Source organism: Aquimarina latercula DSM 2041 (assembly GCF_000430645.1).
GTDB lineage: Bacteria > Bacteroidota > Bacteroidia > Flavobacteriales > Flavobacteriaceae > Aquimarina > Aquimarina latercula.
This window is the reverse complement of record NZ_AUMK01000004.1, coordinates 327931-348872: the sequence shown is the minus strand read 5'-3', so window position 1 is coordinate 348872 and position 20942 is coordinate 327931. Positions and strand designations below refer to the sequence as shown.

At 33.2% G+C, this 20942-nt stretch carries 12 protein-coding genes; 2 read left to right on the top strand and 10 right to left on the bottom strand.

Annotated elements, in window-relative coordinates; all coding sequences use genetic code 11:
* Nucleotides 1-10: 10 nt before the first annotated feature.
* Nucleotides 11-1138, bottom strand: coding sequence for an MFS transporter (locus H526_RS0105555; RefSeq protein ID WP_342667682.1), 1128 nt, complete (start codon nt 1136-1138; stop codon nt 11-13).
* Nucleotides 1139-1184: 46 nt separating this feature from the next.
* The gene (locus H526_RS0105550) at nt 1185-3398 is read right to left on the bottom strand and encodes a bifunctional alpha,alpha-trehalose-phosphate synthase (UDP-forming)/trehalose-phosphatase (RefSeq protein ID WP_027392079.1); all 2214 of its coding nucleotides are present in this window, start codon (nt 3396-3398) and stop codon (nt 1185-1187) included.
* Between the two features lie 92 nt (nt 3399-3490).
* Between H526_RS0105550 and H526_RS0105545 the strand changes: the two genes are divergently transcribed.
* A complete protein-coding gene (locus H526_RS0105545) occupies nt 3491-5293 on the top strand; it encodes a glycoside hydrolase family 15 protein (protein WP_027392078.1) in 1803 nt (600 codons plus the stop codon).
* Nucleotides 5294-5340: 47 nt separating this feature from the next.
* On the opposite strand, the gene H526_RS0105540 is transcribed toward H526_RS0105545, so the two are convergent.
* Both H526_RS0105540 and H526_RS30630 read right to left on the bottom strand, forming a co-directional pair.
* On the bottom strand, nt 5341-6135 hold the full coding sequence (locus H526_RS0105540; RefSeq protein ID WP_245591187.1) for a sugar-binding protein: 795 nt from the start codon (nt 6133-6135) through the stop codon (nt 5341-5343).
* A gap of 225 nt (nt 6136-6360) precedes the next feature.
* A complete protein-coding gene (locus H526_RS30630; RefSeq protein ID WP_051335995.1) occupies nt 6361-8655 on the bottom strand; it encodes a starch-binding protein in 2295 nt (764 codons plus the stop codon).
* A 746-nt stretch (nt 8656-9401) separates the two neighbouring features.
* On the opposite strand from H526_RS30630, the gene H526_RS0105530 reads away from it, so the two are divergent.
* Nucleotides 9402-10193, top strand: coding sequence for a DUF8213 domain-containing protein (locus H526_RS0105530; RefSeq protein WP_027392076.1), 792 nt, complete (start codon nt 9402-9404; stop codon nt 10191-10193).
* 112 nt (nt 10194-10305) lie between these two features.
* Here H526_RS0105530 and H526_RS0105525 read toward each other — a convergent pair whose 3' ends face one another.
* The 6 genes from H526_RS0105525 to H526_RS0105500 all read right to left on the bottom strand — a co-directional run bounded on the left by H526_RS0105525 (nt 10306) and on the right by H526_RS0105500 (nt 20882).
* Nucleotides 10306-12123, bottom strand: a complete 1818-nt coding sequence (locus H526_RS0105525; RefSeq protein ID WP_027392075.1) for an acyl-CoA dehydrogenase family protein — start codon at nt 12121-12123, stop codon at nt 10306-10308.
* Between the two features lie 31 nt (nt 12124-12154).
* A complete protein-coding gene (locus H526_RS0105520) occupies nt 12155-13345 on the bottom strand; it encodes an acetyl-CoA C-acyltransferase (RefSeq protein WP_027392074.1) in 1191 nt (396 codons plus the stop codon).
* Nucleotides 13346-13360: 15 nt separating this feature from the next.
* Complete coding sequence (locus tag H526_RS0105515) at nt 13361-15766, bottom strand: 3-hydroxyacyl-CoA dehydrogenase/enoyl-CoA hydratase family protein (RefSeq protein WP_027392073.1); 2406 nt, start codon at nt 15764-15766, stop codon at nt 13361-13363.
* A 19-nt stretch (nt 15767-15785) separates the two neighbouring features.
* Nucleotides 15786-16241: a MarR family winged helix-turn-helix transcriptional regulator gene (locus H526_RS0105510; RefSeq protein WP_027392072.1), complete on the bottom strand. Its 456-nt coding sequence runs from the start codon at nt 16239-16241 to the stop codon at nt 15786-15788.
* Between the two features lie 193 nt (nt 16242-16434).
* Nucleotides 16435-18207, bottom strand: coding sequence for an AMP-dependent synthetase/ligase (locus H526_RS0105505; protein ID WP_027392071.1), 1773 nt, complete (start codon nt 18205-18207; stop codon nt 16435-16437).
* Between the two features lie 275 nt (nt 18208-18482).
* The gene (locus tag H526_RS0105500) at nt 18483-20882 is read right to left on the bottom strand and encodes a M14 family metallopeptidase (RefSeq protein WP_035084557.1); all 2400 of its coding nucleotides are present in this window, start codon (nt 20880-20882) and stop codon (nt 18483-18485) included.
* Nucleotides 20883-20942 lie beyond the last annotated feature (60 nt).

The following is a 20942-nucleotide window of genomic DNA, read 5'->3' as shown; positions in this document are numbered from 1 at the left end:
TGTTAAGAGTTTATAGTAATTGTTTTCTTGAACTATATAATCCAATGGCTGGACCAATTGCTAAAAATACAAATAAATATATAGGATCAATTTTGGTAATAGTATATGAAAGTAACTGAATACTTATGATGGTAATAGCAAAACCTATACAATTAACAATAGTAAGTCCTGTTCCTCTTAATTCTGGAGGAGCTGCAGCCGCAACTAAAGTCGAAAATTGAGGAGAGTCTGAAATAACGACCATTCCCCAAAGACATAATAATCCTAAGAAGATTTCTGTGTTTAACTGGAATAATAGGGGAGAGGTAATACAAAATAGTCCAGAAATAATAAGTGAATATCGAGCTACTTTTCTACTACCCGTTTTTAAAGAAATATATCCGCCAATGATGCAAGAGAAAAAACCTACTGCGATAATGATAAATGACCAAAATGAAATGGGAATTCCTATTCTGTGTTGTTCTACATATGTTTTTAATAATATCGGAACAAACCCCCAAAAAGCATATAATTCCCACATATGCCCAAAATATCCTAAAGCAGCTTTTCTAAAACTAACAATCCCAAAAAGCTCTGTTATTACACCTAATTGAAGTTTAGAAACAGGTTTTCTATAAGGACCGTTAGGAACAAAAATAAAGATTAAAATTCCTCCAATAGCAGCTAAAAGGCTTGTAGATTGTATTACAATTTTATAATCGCTATTCCAAGAAAGTTCTTTTAACAAATGTGGTAACGCGGTTCCAAGAACTAGAGCACCTACTAAATATCCAAGGGCTTTTCCTAATCCATCTTTATAGTAGTCAGATGCTATTTTCATACCTACAGGATAGATTCCTGCAAGAAAGAAACCTGTACCAAATCTAGCTGTTAATACATTTAATACGGTAATATTAGGTATTAGCAAGGCAATATTACAAAGTGCTCCTAGAATTGCCGAAATCATAAACACCTTAGAAGGAGGGAATCTATCGACTATAGTAAGTAAGGCAAAGGTTAGTGTACCAACAATGAATCCGAATTGTACAGTGGATAAAAGATATCCAAGAATATTAAATCCTACACTAAATTGAGCGGCAAAATCATCAATTACCGCATTACCTGCAAACCACAGTGAAGTACAGAAAAACTGCGCAATAATTATTACCGGAAGTATATAAAATTTTGGTTTCAGATATGTGTTCTTATGATTGGTTATTAAATTCTTTTAATAATTCGTGAACTTGATTTGTATCTTCTACATAATATTTAGCAATCGTCTTTTTAAGTCCAACTTTAACTGTATACGAAGAAGAAGGTAATTCTTTAAACATGTATTCATCTGTCCAATCATCTCCAATGGCGAAGATAAAATCATACTCTTTTTCAGTTAGCATTTTACACGCTGATTTACCTTTATTAATGCCACTAACTTTTATTTCTAATACTTTATCACCTTCTAGAATTTCTAAGTTGTGATTAGCTATTAGATGTTGTATGGTTGTTTTTAGTTCCATGGATCTTAATTTTCCTAAATCAGGATCTACATTTCTAAAATGCCAAGCTAATGAATAATTTTTTTCTTCTATAAGAGAACCCGGTGTTCTATCAGTAAACGATTCTAAAACTGGGGCGATTGATTCGAACCAATCATTACTAACTCGTTCCAAAAGTTCCCAATCTTTATTGTTTTCTTTTAGCCAAGCGCCGTGTTCAGTAATTAAGGTATAATCCTTATGACCAAACCACTTGTTAAAGGTGAATTTATCTCTTCCAGTTATTAAAATTATTTTGGTACGATCATCACTTTGTAACGTATCTAAAATATCAAATATTTTTTGAGTTGGCTTTGCATTCTCAGGAATTTTTTCAAAAGGTGCTAAAGTACCATCATAATCAATGTATAAAATTCTATTTTTTGAAGTATTATAATCATTAAATAAATCCTTTTTAATAGAAGGCGTCAGTTTTTTTAAAGAGTATTTCTTAGCAGTAGTCTTAGTTGCATCTAAAGACTCCATAAAATCATTTGCCCATTTCTCTACATTATATCTTTTTAACCGTTTTTGTAGTGCTTTATTTCTTTTTATTTGCTCTTCTTCCGGCATTTCTAAAGCAAATTTTAGTGTATCTGCTATTTCTTCAAAGTTATTAGGATTGATAATAAGTGCTTCACTCATTTCTTTTGATGCTCCTGTCATTTCACTTAAAATAAGAACACCTTTTTGATCTACTCTAGAGGCTATATATTCTTTTGCTACAAGGTTCATTCCGTCTCTAATAGGAGTAAGTAAAGCAACTTCACTAGAAGTGTATAAATCAATCAAGTTTTCAAAAGGCATAGAACGATAAAAATACCAAATGGGTGTCCAACTAACTTCGGAAAATTTTCCATTAATTCTACCTACCAATTGGTCAATTTCGTTTTTTAGTAGTTGATATTGTGGAACATTTGATCTAGATGGAACTGCAAGCATTACAAGTCTTGCTTTACCTTTAAATTGAGGGTATTTGTCCAGAAAATATTCAAAAGCTCTTAATCTGTTGGCTATTCCTTTGGTGTAATCTAGCCTGTCAATAGATAAGATAAGTTTAGCTCGATCACCACTTATTAAATGTTCATCTATCTTTTGCTGTATCTCTGTTTGATCTTTTTTCTCTTTTTCATTATGAATAGTAGCGGCATTATGAAATTTATCATAATCAATTCCCATTGGGAAAGAATCTACTTTTACTATTCTATTATCTATATGAACATTATTGAAGTTAATTTCTAATCCTAAAATTCTTTGGGCTGAACTCAGAAAATGACGTTCATAATCATAGGTGTGAAAACCAATAAGATCGGCACCCAGTAATCCTTTTAATAGTTCTTCTCTACAAGGAATCGTTCTAAAGACTTCATAAGATGGGAAAGGAATATGTAAAAAGAAACCTATAGTTACGTTCGGTTTCTTTTTGCGAATCATCTCGGGTAGCAATAATAGTTGATAATCGTGTACCCAGATAGTATCATTTTCTCCGAGATTTTCTATTATTACATCTGCAAATTTTTGATTTACCTGTTGATATACTTCCCAACTGTCTTTGTTGAATTCTGTATATTCCATAAAATAATGGAATAATGGCCATAAAGTATTATTGCTAAAACCATAATAGAATCCATCTATTTCTAATTCTGTAAGTGGTACACCAACACATTGATGTTTTTTTAGTGCATTATTAACTAAATTTCTTTTTTCAGTATCTAATTGTTCTTCGGTTAGACCACTCCATCCTATCCAAATGCTATCACTTCCGGAGTGCACAGACTTCATTCCTGTTGCTAATCCTCCAACACTTGGAGTAGTTTTAATAGAATTATTGTCAATTTCTAATTGTAAGGGTAGTCGATTTGAGATTATGATAGTTTTGCTCATAAAGGGTGGCGAAAGTTGGTTGACTAAATTTGATTGATTAAATTTCGGTTCAGTGAATAAAGGTACGTTTATTTAAAAGAACTTGAGGTTATATGGACAATTTGGACTACGGAATTATAGGGAATTGTAAAAGTGCAGCGTTGATTTCTAAACAAGGAGCAATTGATTGGTGTTGTTTGCCAAATTTTGATTCTTCGTCAGTTTTTGCAAAAATTTTAGATGAAAAAAAAGGAGGCTCTTTTGAAATTTTAGTTTCAGATGAATATACTATTTCCCAAAAGTATATCGCCAAAACAAATATTTTAGTTACCGAATTTAATAATGGTACAGATGCTTTCGAAAGTATAGATTTTATGCCTAGATATCAGAATGAAGATGGTACTTATCATACACCTGCTGATATCATACGATATATTAAATTGATTTCAGGAAAGCCATCTTTTAGAGTTAGATATAATCCTAGATTGGAGTATGCCAAAGAGGAAACTTATTCTAAAAAAACTGATGAATATATAAAAAGTATAACAGATAAAGATAAATATGATACTTTATACCTTTATTCGGATTTAGATTTAGAAGCTATTTTAAATTCAGAAGAGATAGTTTTATCTGGTAATGCTTATTTTTTAATCAGTTATCACGAAAAAATTCTAAAGCAATCCTTAGAACTATGTTATCTTAAATTACAGAGAACACGTGTGTACTGGATGAATTGGAGTGAGAAAACTACTTCGTATGCAGTTTACAATGATCAGATTCTAAGAAGTGCATTGGTACTTAAATTGCTTAGTTATGAAAAATCTGGAGCTGTTTTGGCTGCTGCGACTACATCTTTACCCGAAACAATAGGAGAAGTTCGTAACTGGGATTATCGTTTTTGTTGGATTAGAGATGCCTCTATGGTAATAAAAGTGATTTCTGATTTAGGACATAAAAGGGTAGCGCAACGTTTTCTTCAGTTTATTATAGATATTATACCAGATAAAGATGAAAAGATCCAGATTATGTATGGTATTAATGGCGAAAAGGATCTTACGGAGAAAACATTGGATCATTTAAGCGGTTATAAAAATTCTAGTCCCGTACGTATTGGTAATGCTGCTTTTCATCAAAAACAGAATGATATTTATGGGATTCTGATGAATGTAATTTACCAACAATTCGTGAAATTTGATTGCGCCGTAGATGATAGTGAGAGTTTATGGACCATAAGTAAGAGTATTGTTCATATTGTAAATGTAAACTGGGAAAAACCAGACAAAGGTATTTGGGAATTTAGAACAGAAGAAAGACATTTTACATTCTCTAAATTGTTATGTTGGGTGGCTGTAGATAGAGCTATTAAGATAGGAGAGCTTATTGGTAAAACAGAAAATAATACGAGGTGGATTGAGCTTAGAGATCGGATTTATAATGATATTTATAAGAATGCTTGGAATGAAGAGGTACAGGCTTATACCCAATCTTACGGATCCTCTGATTTAGATGCTTCTACGTTATTAATGGAATCTTATGGTTTTATAGAGCCAATGGATCCAAGATTTATAAGTACTGTAAAAGCTACAGAAAAAGAATTATGTAATGATGGGTTATTATATCGTTATAAGAATAAAGATGATTTTGGGTTGCCTTCTTCGTCATTTACTATTTGTAGTTTTTGGTTTATCAATAGTTTAAATAAAATAGGAGAGAAAGCAAAAGCAAAAGCAATGTTTGATCAATTGTTATCTTATAGCAATCACTTAGGGCTTTTTAGTGAAGATATAGACTTTAAGTCTAAAAGATTGTTAGGGAATTTTCCGCAAGCATATTCTCATTTAGCACTTATTGAAACCGCAGTTAATTTTTCTGAAGACGTATCTAAAGATGAACAATTGATGGAAACAATGTTATAAGAGTATCACAACGGAAAATTCCTTTTCTATATTTTTAGAGATTTATTTTACTCAATAAGAACTATAGTACCGAAGATATCAGCATTAATCCAGCCTTGATTTTTATCTTCGCCAGGTACGAAGACAGAACCCATGAAATTTTCTCTTTCTTTACTCGTATCATTATCGTTATAGGCTATAGCGAAACCTAATTTTTGATCTTTAGATAAAACCACAGGATCATTGGCTTTGCCTTCTTGGTAAGTATCATCATATACGGTCAGTTCGAATTCCCATATAGAAACATCATCTTTTGTTGTACGTTTCATTTTTACATGATTATTATAAAGTAATGGTTTTTTCTGTGAATCTAGATCTACAACATTACCATCCAATGCTACATGATATGCAAACGCATTGTTGTTGTATTGATGTTCTCCTCCGGAATTATCGGCGTCTATAAATATCTCAACACAATCATCATCCCACCATAATTTAAGTGGGTCTTTATATTGATCATATAAAATATCATCTTTAATTTCTACTAAAATGTACAAAGCTTCTGGAGTCCAAGTCATTTTATACCTACCAAAGAAATCTTTGATATCTGGAAATTCCCCAATCCAATTCTGATCCATTGGATACCATTTCGTTTGATTCCAGATTGGATCATCCATATCTCCATCTACGTTGGGAGCTATTTCTGCTTTTTTAATATCTCGAATTTGATGATCTTTTTTTTCTTTTTTTGGAAGTGCAGTTTTTTCTGTTGAATCTGCAATTGTTTTATCAGAACTTTTTGGTTCTTGATTTTTGCAAGATATCAATATAATTAGAGATAAAATGAAAGCTATTTTTTTCAAAGTTTGAGTATTATAGTTAATAAATTGAATTTTTAAAGAGTGGAAAGATATTAAAAACAATACGCTTTTTATTGGCGATATATAAAAGTTAAGATTTTGTAAAGTTAATAGAAAAGATATCAGAATTAAATAAGGTTAAAAAAGCGGTCGTTTTATTAAAACGACCGCTTCTTGACTAACATATCAACTTGTGATAATTATTGGTAAGTAATTAGGACAAAAAAATTATTGTTTTACAATTTTAATTCTTTTAAGTTTTTTACCATTTAATGTTATGGTACCAAAATAGATGCCGGATTCTCGCATATCACTTGAATTAATTTCTATAGTTTGATTCCCTACTTGCGTGTTTTGGCTGTATATAGTTTTAGTTTGACCTAAAATATTAGAGATACTAACTTTTAAAACACCATTTTCTGATGTATTTACGCTTAATGTACCTCTATCTTTAATTGGATTTGGCCAAAGAGTAACAATACTTTTCTCTATGATGGAAGTATTCTCTTTATCAGCTGTATCAGCTAATTCCATTGCTCTGTTAGAAGGACAATTATTAGTACAGTTATTAGACCAAGTTCCGGTTCTTTTTCCATTACTGCTTCCGGTTACTATAAACCATCCATCGGTACCTCTTGTGAGATCAACTGTTTGTTGACCATTTCCATTATTGAAAACCACTCCAACATCATTTGTAGCAACTCCATTAGGTAATGTAAATGTTTTTCTACACCAAGATGTACCACTTAAGTTGTTCATAATTGTTCCAGGCCAACCTGCAGTTCCAGACAATGTTTGGTTTGTGGATTTATTATATAAGTACATGTTGGTATTAGTACCCCATCCACCGCCAGGTTTTTGGAAGTTTAATGTTACATCATTAGTTGTTCCTGATCCACTACCACTACAATCGCTAGGACAATTGTCGGACCAACTATTTCCTCGGTACCAACCATTGGCACTTCTCGAAAGATCATCAGTTTGGTTATTTCCATCATTGAAGATGACTCTAAGATTTGCTGCAGAAACACCTGCAGGAGGAGTAATGGTAAAAGAATACCAATCTGTTCCTGAAATGTTCGTCATATTGTTTCCAGGCCAATCACTAGTCCCAGGAAGTGTAGTGTTTGCTCCTGAATCGAATACATAAGCATTGATATTAGATCCCCAACCTGATGGTTTAAAGAAGTTAACAGTATAAGGAGGTACCGTTTCTCCGCCGCCAGTATTTGCACCTTGTGTCCATACTGCATAATCAGTACCAGAAGTTTGTAGTGTCCATCCACTTCCGTTAGGAGACCAATTACCAGATCCTAGTTTCATTGCTAGTGTTCCAGATCTTCCATCGATGTAAGCGGCATATAAATCTCCTCTTGCTTCATCAATACTTATAGTAGATCCAGAGTGAATTCTTACACTTTTTCTTGCTGCAATAAGGTCCTTAATAGCATTTTGTACGCCTGCGCCAGTATCAAAGAAATGAGTCCAGAATACCATTGGGTTTCCAGGATGTGTTAAAATATAAGCATATCCTTTTCTAAGATTTGTCTCTCCACCTGGAAAAACAAAATTTGAGCCACAACATTGTTGTGCGAAACCAGTATCATGATTATCAAGAAAAGTAACTGATTTAGATGGATTGATACCCATCATACCAGAAGGCCTACCTTGACCATCTCTTAAATAAGATAAATTATTATCTCTAATCGCATTTTGTAAACTTACTTTTGTGTTAAAATCAAAAGCAGAAGATGAACCTTGTGTTCTATTCACAAAATTATTCGTTTGTACTCTGCTACTTTCTAGTAATTCTCCTACCGCAAAGTAAGGGTTTGTAGCATCGTTGTATTCTTTATTATATATAGGATCATATCCGTGAACAAAATCATACCTCCATCCATCAAAACCAAGATCATCTTGTAACTTTTTCATCCATTTTATAATCTCTGCTCTTACTGCTGGATTTCTGTGATCTAAGTCTCTGGCAGCTGCAAATCCTCCACTAGAACCATCTGCTTTTAAATCAAATCCAGGTACAAAATCATTATTAATACTAAACTCTACAGGACCATTTACAAAATTTCTACCTTCATCATCGGCTGTAATATAAAATGTTGGCCAAGCCGGATTTGTAAATGTAACTGCGTCGTTAGTACCTACTCGATGATTCACTACAATATCGCTTATTACTTTAATGTCTAAATTATGATATTGATCGATCAATGACTTCAGTTGATTAGTAGTACCATAGGCGCTATCGAAGTTATTAATCTCTCTAGGCAGATATCCTTGTGGGGCGGCAGAATTACTTGGAGGAGGCATCCAGATTAGGTCAATTCCTGCATCACTGATGGTATTTCTAACACTAGAAACAACATCATACCAAGTTTGACCTGCAGGTTGGTTTTGTACATTCCAGTCAAAAGCCTGAAACATTACATCTTCATCTTGTGCCTGTAACTGTAAAAATGGTAAGCAACATAAAAAGCTTACCAGGATTTTTAAGAGGTTTTTTCTTTTCATTTTAAGATTTTTTGTTCTGTTGAAAACAGTAGTTTGTAATAAGTGAGTAAGTTTTTTTCGCAAATTTTCGTTCTTAGGTAAATAAGAATATGAAATAAATAACTTATGGAAAGACGTATATATACAAGAAAATAGAAGTTTGTCTGACAACCAGCGAAACTTACTTTGTTTGTTTTAATGAAAAGATAATCAAGAATTTGGTGCTCTTAATTATAAAAACAGTAATTATGACGACTATAGATAAGTGATTTTTTCAAAATTTTTATTCAAAAAAACAGGTTCTATTTATTCTGACTGATTAGTTAATAGAACTATTTTATTTAATTAGAGTAGCTCAAATAATTTCGAAATTTTCGGAGGAGGGGAAATTGATTTCATAATTCATAAGTTTTAGTTTGTAAAAGTGTTTCTTGTGTTAAATTTCTACTAAGTTATTACGAAATATTCAATTCTTATCTTCCGAAAAGTTACTACAACGTTTTCGTGTTGATAAATTCTCATTATTTCACATAATATATTGAAAAACAACATATAATTAACAGTTGTTTATTGTGTTTGTAAAAATTTGAGGCTCTTTTAATGAATTATTAGCGTACTTATTTATTGTTTTTTTAAAAATTTCTTAATGAACTATAATGTGATATTTCCATAATATTAAATTAGATTAATGTTTTGATAATCATTTGGTAGTAAGAAATTTAGATTAGTAAAGTATTTTAGTATAACTAACTTAAATATATCAAATCATGAAAATTCAATTTAAATTTTTAGTAAACATCTTTTTGTTTTTATTTTTATTAAACTCTTGTGATAATCAAGAGGACTCCAATAATGATGAAACAATTGGATTAGAAATTCATCAAGAAGATCAATTAGAAGGAAAAAAAGAACTTAACGGTTTCCAGATAGCATATAAAGTTGTAGAAAAATCGAATTATTATACTGTTAAAGTAGCGATAAATGATGTAAGGCTAGTCGCTTCAATAGATTATGATACAGAATTTATTGAAATCGATGGTAAGAATGTTGTGTTATCTAGTAAAGAGAAAGAAACATTATTAATGATAGGAGAAGAGATCTCTGCATATCTATTTAAGGATGGTTCTGTGGATGATTTTACGATGGCAGAATTCACCTTATTGAAATTACTAGAATATTGGGCTAAATCTCCAAGTAATTATAGTTACGAAAAAATTGTTTTTAAAGGGAACCAAACCAATCTAGTGAAAGGTAATGTTGATGGAATAACTTGTATTAGAAAAAATACATATGTTACTGCTGTGTACGATGATAATGAAGGCCAAATATATAGAGATCGTGAATTAGTAAATGGTGATCGTTGTTTAGGCCGTTGCGGTTTTGGTTGTCCGGGTGTTTTTTCTATCGCTAGTGCTTGGACTAAAGATTGTTTAGATCATGATCAATGCGGACGTGTATTAGGTGGAAGTACGAATCCTTTTGATCGTAATTGTGGAGATGAATATGCGCAAGCTGCTGATGATTTCCTTTTTGGAGTATTACGTGGATGTAGAGGGTAGATAAAATTTGATAAATAAAAAAACCGTCTTTCCCCAACAGAAAGACGGTTTCTTAAATCAAAATTAAACAACTTCCTAGTTTTAATCCTTAGGAACGGATATATTATTATTGTTATGAAAAGCAGTATCCGTTTTCGGCAGCTACTTTATCAGCAATTTTTGTTCTTAATGCAACCACATTTGGTTGGTTCGCATATTTAGTGAAACGTTTAAGTCCCATTAACATCATGCGTTGCTCATCTCCTTCAGCAAAAGAAACGATTCCTTCTTTTCCTTTTTTAATAACGATATCTACTGCGTTATATAAGTATAATTGAGACATTGCAATTTGAATCTCTTGAGAATCTTCTCCAAAACGCTTAGCATTTTTCTCTGTACGTAGAATTGTAGATTCCGCCATATAGATTTCAATTAGAATGTCAGAGGCAGCCATTAATAATTGTTGGTGCTCTTCTAATTGCGGACCAAATTTCTGCATAGCAGCTCCTGCCACCATTAAGAATACTTTCTTTAATTTTGCAATGATCTCTTTTTCTTCTGCAAATAAAGCAGAGTAATCAGGAGTGTCAAAAGAAGGAATTCCTGTTAATTCATCAGCAACCTTCATAGCAGGATTTAAAAGATCTACATGACCTTTCATTGCTTTCTTTACTAGCATACCTACAGCTAACATACGGTTGATCTCATTAGTACCTTCATAGATACGAGAAATACGAGCATCTCTCCAAGCAGATTCCATAGGAGTATCTGCAGAGAATCCCATTCCTCCAAATATTTGAATACCTTCATCTGTAGTATTCTGAACATCTTCAGAAACCGCTACTTTTAGTATAGAACACTCGATAGCGTATTCTTCAACTCCTTTTAATTCAGCTTCTTGATGTGTATTTCCTTCCGCTTGTCGGATAGCAATTCTATCTTCGATATTTTTTGCAGCACGGTAACTTGCAGATTCATCTGCATAGGTATTCGTAGCCATTTCAGCGATCTTAGATTTGATTGCTCCAAAATTCATAATTGGAGTTTTAAACTGAATACGCTCATTAGCATATTTAGTAGCTTCTCCAATTACTCTACGTTGCGCATCTAAACAAGCTGCTGCTAATTTGATACGTCCAACGTTTAAAGCATTCATCGCAATTTTAAATCCATTACCTCTTTCTGATAACATATTCTCTACAGGGACCTTAGTGTCACTAAAGAAAACTTGACGAGTAGAAGAGGAGTGGATACCTAATTTCTTTTCTTCATCACCTAATGAGATACCGTTAGAATTGTTAGGATCATATTCTACAATAAATCCAGTGATATTTTTGTCATCCTCAATACGAGCAAAAACAATCATTACATTACAGAATCCTGCATTAGAGATCCACATTTTTTGACCTGAGATCAAATAATGTTTACCATCTTCTGATAATACAGCTTTTGTTTTTCCAGAATTTGCATCAGATCCTGCGCCCGGTTCTGTTAAGCAATATGCTCCCATCCACTCTCCAGTAGCTAATTTCGAAACATATTTCTTCTTTTGCTCTTCGTTTCCATATAATGATATTGGCATAGTACCGATACCTGTATGTGCTCCAAAAGCAGTACTAAATGATCCTGTAGCACCTGATATATAATCACATACTAACATTGTAGAAACAAATCCCATTCCTAGACCGTCATATGCTTCTGGTACGGCAACACCAAGAAGACCAAGTTCTCCGGCTTTTTTCATACACTCTGCAGTAAAAGCATAATCTTTTGATTCGAATTTTTCCCAGTGTGCCCAAAGTTCTCTATCTACAAATTCTTTGGTACTATCACGCATCATCTTTTGCTCTTCAGAAAAATCTTCTGGAGTAAATACATCTTCAGCTTTCGTTTCTTTCACAAGGAATTGTCCTCCTCTAAGAATGTCTTTATTTAAAGTTTCTGTACTCATTTTATTAGTGTTATTTCTTTATTCTATTTTTTTAGTTCAAAAATTCAAAAATACCTGCAGCACCTTGTCCCGTTCCAACACACATGGTTACCATTCCGTATTTACCTTTCATATCACGTTTGCGCATCTCATCAAATAACTGAACAGAAAGTTTAGCTCCAGTACAGCCAAGTGGGTGACCTAAAGCAATAGCACCTCCATTTACGTTCACTATATCTTGATTGATGTTTAGCTCACGCATTACCGCTAATGATTGTGAAGCAAAAGCTTCATTAAGTTCAATCAGATCGATATCATCTTGTTTTAAACCAGCTTGTTTTAATGCTTTAGGAATAGCCTTTACAGGACCGATTCCCATAATTCTAGGCTCTACACCGGCTGCAGCATAGTTTACAAGTCTTGCGATTGGCTCTAGGTTTAATTCTTTTACCATATCCTCACTCATTACCATTACAAAAGCTGCACCATCACTCATTTGAGAAGAATTACCAGCAGTCACACTTCCGTCAGCTGCAAATACAGGTCTTAGTTTACCTAATACTTGTTTGCTAGTTCCGGCACGTGGTCCTTCATCTTTATTTACGGTGTATGATTTGCTAGCTTTTTTACCATTTTCATCAACATAAATCTGTTCAACATTGATAGGAACAATTTGATCCTGAAAACGATCCTCTGCTTGCGCTTTTAAAGCTTTCATATGAGAATTGTAAGCAAACTCATCTTGATCTTCTCTAGAAACATTAAATTGATTGGCAACCGCTTCTGCAGTATTTCCCATTCCCCAATAGTAATCTTCATGACCAGACTTTGCTAAATCATAGTTTAATTCTGTTTTGTATCCAGTCATAGGAACTGAACTCATGCTTTCTGCACCACCAGCTATAATACAATCTGCCATTCCAGCTTGTATTTTTGCAGTAGCCATACCTATGGTTTCAATTCCAGAAGAACAGAATCTATTTACAGTAACACCTGGTACATCAATAGATTCTAATCCCATCAATGATATTAAACGTGCCATATTAAGACCCTGAGATCCTTCTGGCATAGCATTACCAACAATAACATCATCAATACGGCTTTTGTCTAATTGTGGTAGCTCTTTCATCATATGCTGAATTGTTTCAGCAGCTAACTCATCAGTTCTTTTAAATCTGAACACTCCGCGAGGCGCTTTTCCTACGGCTGTTCTATATGCTTTTACTATATATGCGGTTTTCATTTCTTTTTCTTTTTTCTAGTTTCTTAAAGGTTTACCTTTCTTAAGCATATGTTCAATACGCTCTAACGTTTTGCGTTCTGTACATAAAGACAAGAAAGCTTCGCGCTCTAGATCTAATAGGTATTGCTCTGTTACAAGGGTAGGTTCTGATAAATCTCCTCCAGCCATAACATATCCTAACTTATTTGCTATTTTATGATCATGCTCTGAGATATATTTACTTGCTTCCATTGAATCTGTTCCAACTAAAAACATACCTAGTGCTTGTTTTCCAAGGACTTTTACATCTTTTCTTCTAACAGGTTGTGTATATCCTTGTTCTGCCATTAATTTTGCATATGCTTTCGCTGTAGCGATCTGACGATCTTTATTAACAACAACTATATCTTTTCCTTTTTGAAGTAAGTTTGTATCAAATGCTTCGTAAGCAGAAGTGGATACTTTAGCCATACCAATAGTTAAGAAATGTTCCTGTAATACATTAAGTTCTACATCATCTTTCTTAAAAAGATCTGAAGCTCTTAAAGCCATTTCTTTTGATCCACCACCACCAGGGATTACACCAACACCAAATTCTACTAATCCCATATAGGTTTCTGCAGCAGCAACTACTTTATCAGCGTGCAATGAAATTTCGCATCCACCACCTAATGCCATGCCGTGAGGAGCAACAATTGTAGGGATCGAAGAATAACGCATACGCATCATAGAATCTTGGAAATACTTAATAGCCATATTTAGCTCATCGTATTCCTGCTCTACAGCCATCATAAAAATCATTCCGATATTTGCTCCAACAGAAAAGTTAGCGGCTTGATTACCTACAACTAATCCCTGGAAGTTTTTTTCAGCCATATCAATAGCTGTATTTAATCCTGCAAGTACATCACCACCTATAGTATTCATCTTACTTTGGAATTCTACATTAAGGATTCCATCGCCAAGATCTTCTACTACAACACCGCTGTTTTTGAAAACTTCTGATGATTTACGAATATTATCAAGAATGATAAATGCGTCTTGTCCAGGAACTTTTACTTGTTCCTTTTTCGGAATGTCGTAATAATTAGTAGCTCCATTCTTTACAGTGTAAAAAGAAGTACTTCCTGAAGCGATCATATCATGTACCCAAGCAGCTGGTTCGTACCCTTCTGCTTTCATTATTTCGATTCCTTTTTCTACTCCGATAGCATCCCATATTTGGAAAGGTCCGTGTTCCCATCCAAATCCTGCTTTCATGGCATCATCAATCTTATAAAGATCATCAGTGATTTCAGGGATGCGATTTGATACATATGCAAATAATGCAGCAAAACTTTTACGATAAAACTCGCCTGCTTTATCTTTTCCGGCTACAAGTACTTTAAAACGATCCACTACTTTATCAATAGTCTTGGTCATTTCTAAAGTAGTAAATGAAGCTCTTTTTTTGCTTCTATATTCTAAAGTGTCAAGATCTAAAGAAAGGATTTCCTTTTTTCCTTCTGGCGAAACACTCTTTTTATAAAATCCTTGTTTTGTTTTACTCCCTAACCATTTGTTCTCCATCATTGTATTGATGAAAGCAGGAAGTTTAAATAATTCGTGACGTTCATCATCAGGACAATTATCAGCAATACCGTTAGCCACATGTACTAAAGTATCTAACCCTACTACATCAACTGTACGAAAAGTAGCAGATTTAGGGCGTCCTATTACTGGACCTGATAATTTGTCTACTTCTTCTATAGTTAATCCCATATCTTTTACCATATGGAATAAGCTCATAATACTAAAAATACCTATTCTGTTTCCAATAAAAGCTGGAGTATCTTTAGCTACTACTGATGTTTTTCCTAAGAATTGTTCTCCATATCCGTTAAGGAATTCTAGAACTTCTGTAGAAGTATTTGGACCAGGAATAATCTCAAATAATTTTAAGTATCGTGCCGGGTTAAAGAAATGTGTTCCACAGAAATGTTTCTGGAAATCTTCACTTCTTCCTTCATTCATAAATTTTATTGGTATACCTGAGGTATTGGAAGTTATTAGTGTTCCAGGAGTTCTATGTTTCTCCAGGTTTTCAAAAACTAGTTTTTTGATATCCAGTCTTTCTACTACTACTTCTATGATCCAGTCTACGTCTGCTACTTTTGCAACATCATCTTCTAGGTTACCCGTAGTGATACGATTTGCAAATTTTTGACTGTAAATAGGAGAGGGTTTAGACTTAAGAGCGGCGGTTAGTGAATCATTTACTAACCTATTACGAACCACTTTGCTTTCTAATGTAAGACCCTTGGCCTTTTCTTTGTCGTTTAATTCTCTTGGTACTATATCTAACAATAGTACTTCGACGCCTATATTAGCGAAATGACATGCAATACCGGATCCCATAATTCCTGAACCAACTACTGCAACTTTTTTAATGACTCTTTTCATTTTTTTTAACTTCTGGTTGTTAAGATGTTATAGATTCTTGTTTTGTGTATATTTTCTTCGTAGCAATGAGATCATTGATCAATTGAAATACTTCTAAGAAAGTATCTAACTTTTCTTTAGAAACATGTTTTCTTACGGCATGATCAAATGTAAAAACTACGTCTTTTGAAAAATTTCTCATTTCTACACCGAAAGGTGTTAGATAAATTAAAACACCACGGCCGTCTTGAGGATTCTTCTTTCTAAAGATTAATCCTTTTTCTTCCATGGTTTTTAAAGTTCTAGATAAACTGGTGGCTTCCATACCCATTTTAGGGCCTAATGAGGTAGATGGTGTTCCGTTTTCAGGATCAATGCTAATTAAAGCAAAACCTGTTGCCATTGTACTACCTTTTTTACCTGCTTCTTCGTTATACATCTTGGCAACTGCCATCCATGTAGCTCGTAGTGCATAATCAATCGTTTTTTCTCTCATTCAGAAAATTTGTTATGCAGTAAAGGTAAGAAAAATTTACTATGCACGCATAATAAATTGTGTAAAAAATCAAAAAAAGAGTAAGTAATTTACGTTTTTCTATTGAATTAATAAAAAAACTCCTCATAAAATGAGGAGTTTACTGATTTAAAGTTAAAGTTTTACACTATACATTTGTAATCAGTGAATTGAATTAGCCATAAATTTTACTGTATAGATCTTGGTATTTTGCCTTGATCACTCTTCTTTTTAATTTCATTGTAGGGGTAAGGTGTTCCGCTTCAATACTCCATTCATCAGATGTAAGTTCGAATCGTTTGATGCGTTCCCATTTTCCAAATTTTTCATTATGTTCATCTACTTCTTCTTGGAAACGATCAATTACTATCTGATTACTAACAATTTCTTCATTAGTAGTTCCAATAGATATACCTTTTCGGTTTGCCCAGTCTTTTACAAATTCGAAATTTGGTTGGATAAATGCAGCTGGCATTTTTTCTCCATCTCCAATTACCATTATTTGTTCAATAAAACGAGATTGTTTCATTGCGTTTTCGATTACTTGAGGCGCTACATATTTTCCACCTGAAGTCTTGAACATTTCTTTTTTACGGTCTGTAATTCTTAAGAAACCTTCATTATCTATTTCTCCTATATCTCCAGTATGAAAATATCCATCTTTTAATACTTCTTTACTTTTTACCTCATCTTTGTAATATCCCATCATAACTTGAGGACCTTTTACAAGAATTTCTCCGTCTTCCGCAATTTTTACTTCGGTATCCGGAAGCATTTTTCCAACAGTACCAATTTTAAACCCTCTGTCTCTAATATCATTAACGGAGACTACAGGTGACGTTTCGGTTAATCCATAACCTTCCATTACGTTAATACCAGCAGCATTGAACACTCTAGCTAGTCTGGATTGTAAAGCAGCACTACCGGAAGCTATTACTTTAAGATTTCCTCCTAATGCTTCTTGCCATTTACTAAATATTAATTTTTTGGCAATACCTAATTTCTTTTCATACCACCAACCATTTGCTTCATATGGTTCATATTCAAGACCAAGCTCTACCGCCCAGAAAAACAATTTCTTTTTGATACCAGTGAGGTCAGCTCCTTTAGCAATAATTTTATCATATACTTTTTCTAGAAGTCTAGGAACAGCAGTCATCATATCCGGCTGTATCTCTTTTAAGTTGTCACTTATAGTTTCTAGAGATTCTGCAAAGTAAATACCAATACCTCTATACTGGTATAGATACATTAACATTCTTTCATAAATATGGCAAACCGGTAAAAAACTCAATGCTTTAACTTCTCCTCCAAAATCTGCAAATCTCGTAGAGCTATGTAAAGCGTTAGATACAATGTTTTTATGACTTAGCATTACACCCTTAGGTCTCCCAGTGGTTCCAGAAGTATAAATTAATGTAGCTAAATCGTCTTCTTTAACAGAAGCCATTATTTTTTCTACTTCTTCTTGATTACTATCATCTTTACCAAGTTCTAATACTTTATTCCAGCTATCACATCCATCAAGATCATTAAAAGAATATACTCCTTTTAATGAAGGGACATTGCCTTTTATGTTATTTACTTTTTGTAAAACTTCATCATCAGATACAAAACAATAAACAGATTCTGAGTGATTTAGAACATATTCGTAATCTTCTTGGGAAATAGTAGGGTAGATAGGTACATCTTGTGCAGCGATCTGTAAAACTCCAATATCCACAATATTCCATTCAGTTCTATTATTGGAAGAAATAATTGCGACCTTATCATTAGGCTTAACTCCTAATCGTAATAGACCACGACTAATCTGATTTGCTTTATCTACATACTCCTTAGTTGAAGTTGCAACCCACTCACCATTATATTTCGTAATTAAAGCTTTGTCTAAGTTGTATTTTTCTAATTGATAATGCGGAAAATCAAATAATCTAGTAATTGTATTCATACGTTGTTTCAGATATTTTTACTCTGTTTAAAAGACCTTCAGTTAACTGTATTTTTAAGAAAAATGATAGTTAACCGTTATTATAAAGTTGCACAAAATTTATTTTATATTCTTAAAATTCTCGTACTTTTTATTCTATAGAGAATTTTTTGAAAATTACTATGCGCGCATAGTTTCGCAAATTATAAAAAATCTAACAATACACAACCCTAATATATAAAAAAAGGAGCTATCTTTTGATAACTCCTTAAGTTTTATGGGATTTAATTGAATAATTATTGTTTTAGAATTTTAAAAGTTTTGACGTTTTCTTCCATTTCAATCGTTAAAAAGTACAATCCTACATTTAATTTTGAAATATCAAATTCTTGATTTCCAGAAACTTTGTTTTTTGTAGCAACCTTTTGTCCAATGACATTTCTTAAATGTAGATTGAAATTGGAGGAAGAAGTTGCTGATATTTGCAGTAGATCTTTTACGGGGTTTGGAAAAACTTTGAATTCTGAAAATAAATTTTCTTCAATAGTTAATACATTTTCATTGATACCATTTATTATTAAATCATCGAAAAAGAATCCATCACTTTCGATGTCACTATCTGAAACAAATTGAAAACGTATTTTAATCGTTTCTCCTAAATAATCACTAAGATCAATTTCTTCTAATATCCAATCCGTTTGAGTTCCATCGTATAGAGGCTCTCCTGTTGGTTGACCTGGATTTGTACTTCCCGAGTTGGTAAATTTTCCACATTGAGGAGTCCAAGAAGATCCATTATCGATAGAAACTTCAAATTGAGTATAGTCCCAATTATTTTCGATATCCCATTTGGCATTAAATTGAACATTAGCAAAAGCCGCTGTGGTAAGATCGATACTTTGGGCAAGTTCAATTGTTTTGTTTTCATTAGCGCCATAGTTTCCAGTAGGAGATTCAGTTATTGATGCATTGGCAGAAACAAATGTAGTTGTTGTTGTGGACCATCCAGATTGCGTATAATCTGTTAAACTATTAGCGTCATTATTTACAATACTCTGTAATGATCCATATTTTTTAATGACATTTATGGATTCAGTAATCGTACCTCCATCTATTTCAATAGTATAAGAGATCTCATCACCAACTTTTATTGTATTATCAACGTTGATCTGGATATTATCTGTAATATCTTCTCCGATTTGGGTATTGTTATACGTTTTAGTGTTACCAACGCTAGTAATATTATTTGATATTGGTATAATAGCTACAGTAAAGTTTCCATTTCCAGTTATACCAAGTCTTTTTAGTGTATACTCTGCATTAAAAGAAGTCATTTCTCCTACAAAAAGGCTTCCTGTACTTGCTAATTGTGCATAATTGTTAGTCATTTTTGCAGCGGTAAGATTTAGATACATCATTTCTTTGCAGATCCCATCTATTTGGTTAAAAGCAGGCCAGAAGGCGGTACCAACTTCTGGAGTAAAAGAAAATATTTTATTGTGAGATGATGATACACCTCCGTACATAAAATCATCACTATCACCAGCAAATGGAGCGTCTCTTAATGGGTTATAACCGTTTTGAGAAGTAAGTTCGGCTCCTATTGCAATAAAAATATCCTCATCAGGAGTTGGCGTATTGGCAGCATAGGAATATGGGAAATATAATAACTCGCCAAAAGTATGGTTGTTTAAAGCAATGACAAACTCGTGTTGTTCAGTAAACCATTTCATTGCTTGGTTTTCTACCTCAGAAAAAGCGCTAGTACCGTGATAGGTTTGATCATTTGTATTACTAGATGAGCCTGGACCTCCCCAAGTAGCTGCTGTAGAATTTCCATTAGGATAGTGGTCGTAATTTCTATTATTATCAACCCCGTGTGTATTGAATCTATTTTTTCTCCATAATCCACCTCCGTTTGGATTTGTTACTTGATTATAAAGATATCCGTCTGGGTTTATGACAGGTACGAAATATAACTCAGTATTATCTACAATTTGTTTAATATCAGGATCAGTATTGTAATTCTCTAATAAATACCACATATAATAGATAAGTTGCGATAAACTTGCAGGTTCTCTCGCATGATGTATGGCATCATATAATATTTCAGATTCGTTTTCATCTACATTAGGATTATCAGAAATACGCACCCATTGTATTGTATTTCCTCCTATGGATGGAGAAACGGAATTATCAGGTGTACCATTCGTAACAAATGTACCGATGTCCGCTCTTGCCGAAATTAATGTTGGGTATTGTACTCGCATGGCATCAAGATTATCTAACATTTCTTGATAAGTTAGATATCCGCCCATAGATCCAAGAGAAAAGTTAGATGGAGTTGGGTAGTTGTTAACGGTTCCGTTTCCGGACGGACATGTTAAATTCTGAATCGCTTTTTGATTTTTCGCTATCTCATTTCTTCGTATAAAATCGGCCTCTGCATCTTCAATTATAATTTCTACATTAAACCCAAGACCTTTTGCAGTCTGAATCTCTTCATTAGAAAAATCGGAAATAATGAACATCCCTCGTTTATGTTGTCCGTGGTCCATTGGTACTCCAGCGTCCATTAAGATCTTAAAATTAGCTGAAGTATTATAAATAATTTTTGCTCTGCTATATGACGGTTTTGTTTGCGCTATAATCGTGGCCGAGACCAAAAAAAACAGGAAAATAATTTTTTTTTTCAAGGGTTTAGGTGTTTAGGTTTTAAAATAGTTAATAGCAATGGGATAAAAATACTGATTAAA

Coding starts and splice junctions, on each gene's coding strand:
- H526_RS0105550 (WP_027392079.1), bottom strand. CDS start 3,398: ATGAGCAAAACTATCATAATCTCAAATCGACTACCCTTACAATTAGAA.
- H526_RS0105545 (WP_027392078.1), top strand. CDS start 3,491: ATGGACAATTTGGACTACGGAATTATAGGGAATTGTAAAAGTGCAGCG.
- H526_RS30630 (WP_051335995.1), bottom strand. CDS start 8,655: ATGAAAAGAAAAAACCTCTTAAAAATCCTGGTAAGCTTTTTATGTTGC.
- H526_RS0105530 (WP_027392076.1), top strand. CDS start 9,402: ATGAAAATTCAATTTAAATTTTTAGTAAACATCTTTTTGTTTTTATTT.
- H526_RS0105525 (WP_027392075.1), bottom strand. CDS start 12,123: ATGAGTACAGAAACTTTAAATAAAGACATTCTTAGAGGAGGACAATTC.
- H526_RS0105520 (WP_027392074.1), bottom strand. CDS start 13,345: ATGAAAACCGCATATATAGTAAAAGCATATAGAACAGCCGTAGGAAAA.
- H526_RS0105515 (WP_027392073.1), bottom strand. CDS start 15,766: ATGAAAAGAGTCATTAAAAAAGTTGCAGTAGTTGGTTCAGGAATTATG.
- H526_RS0105510 (WP_027392072.1), bottom strand. CDS start 16,241: ATGAGAGAAAAAACGATTGATTATGCACTACGAGCTACATGGATGGCA.
- H526_RS0105505 (WP_027392071.1), bottom strand. CDS start 18,207: ATGAATACAATTACTAGATTATTTGATTTTCCGCATTATCAATTAGAA.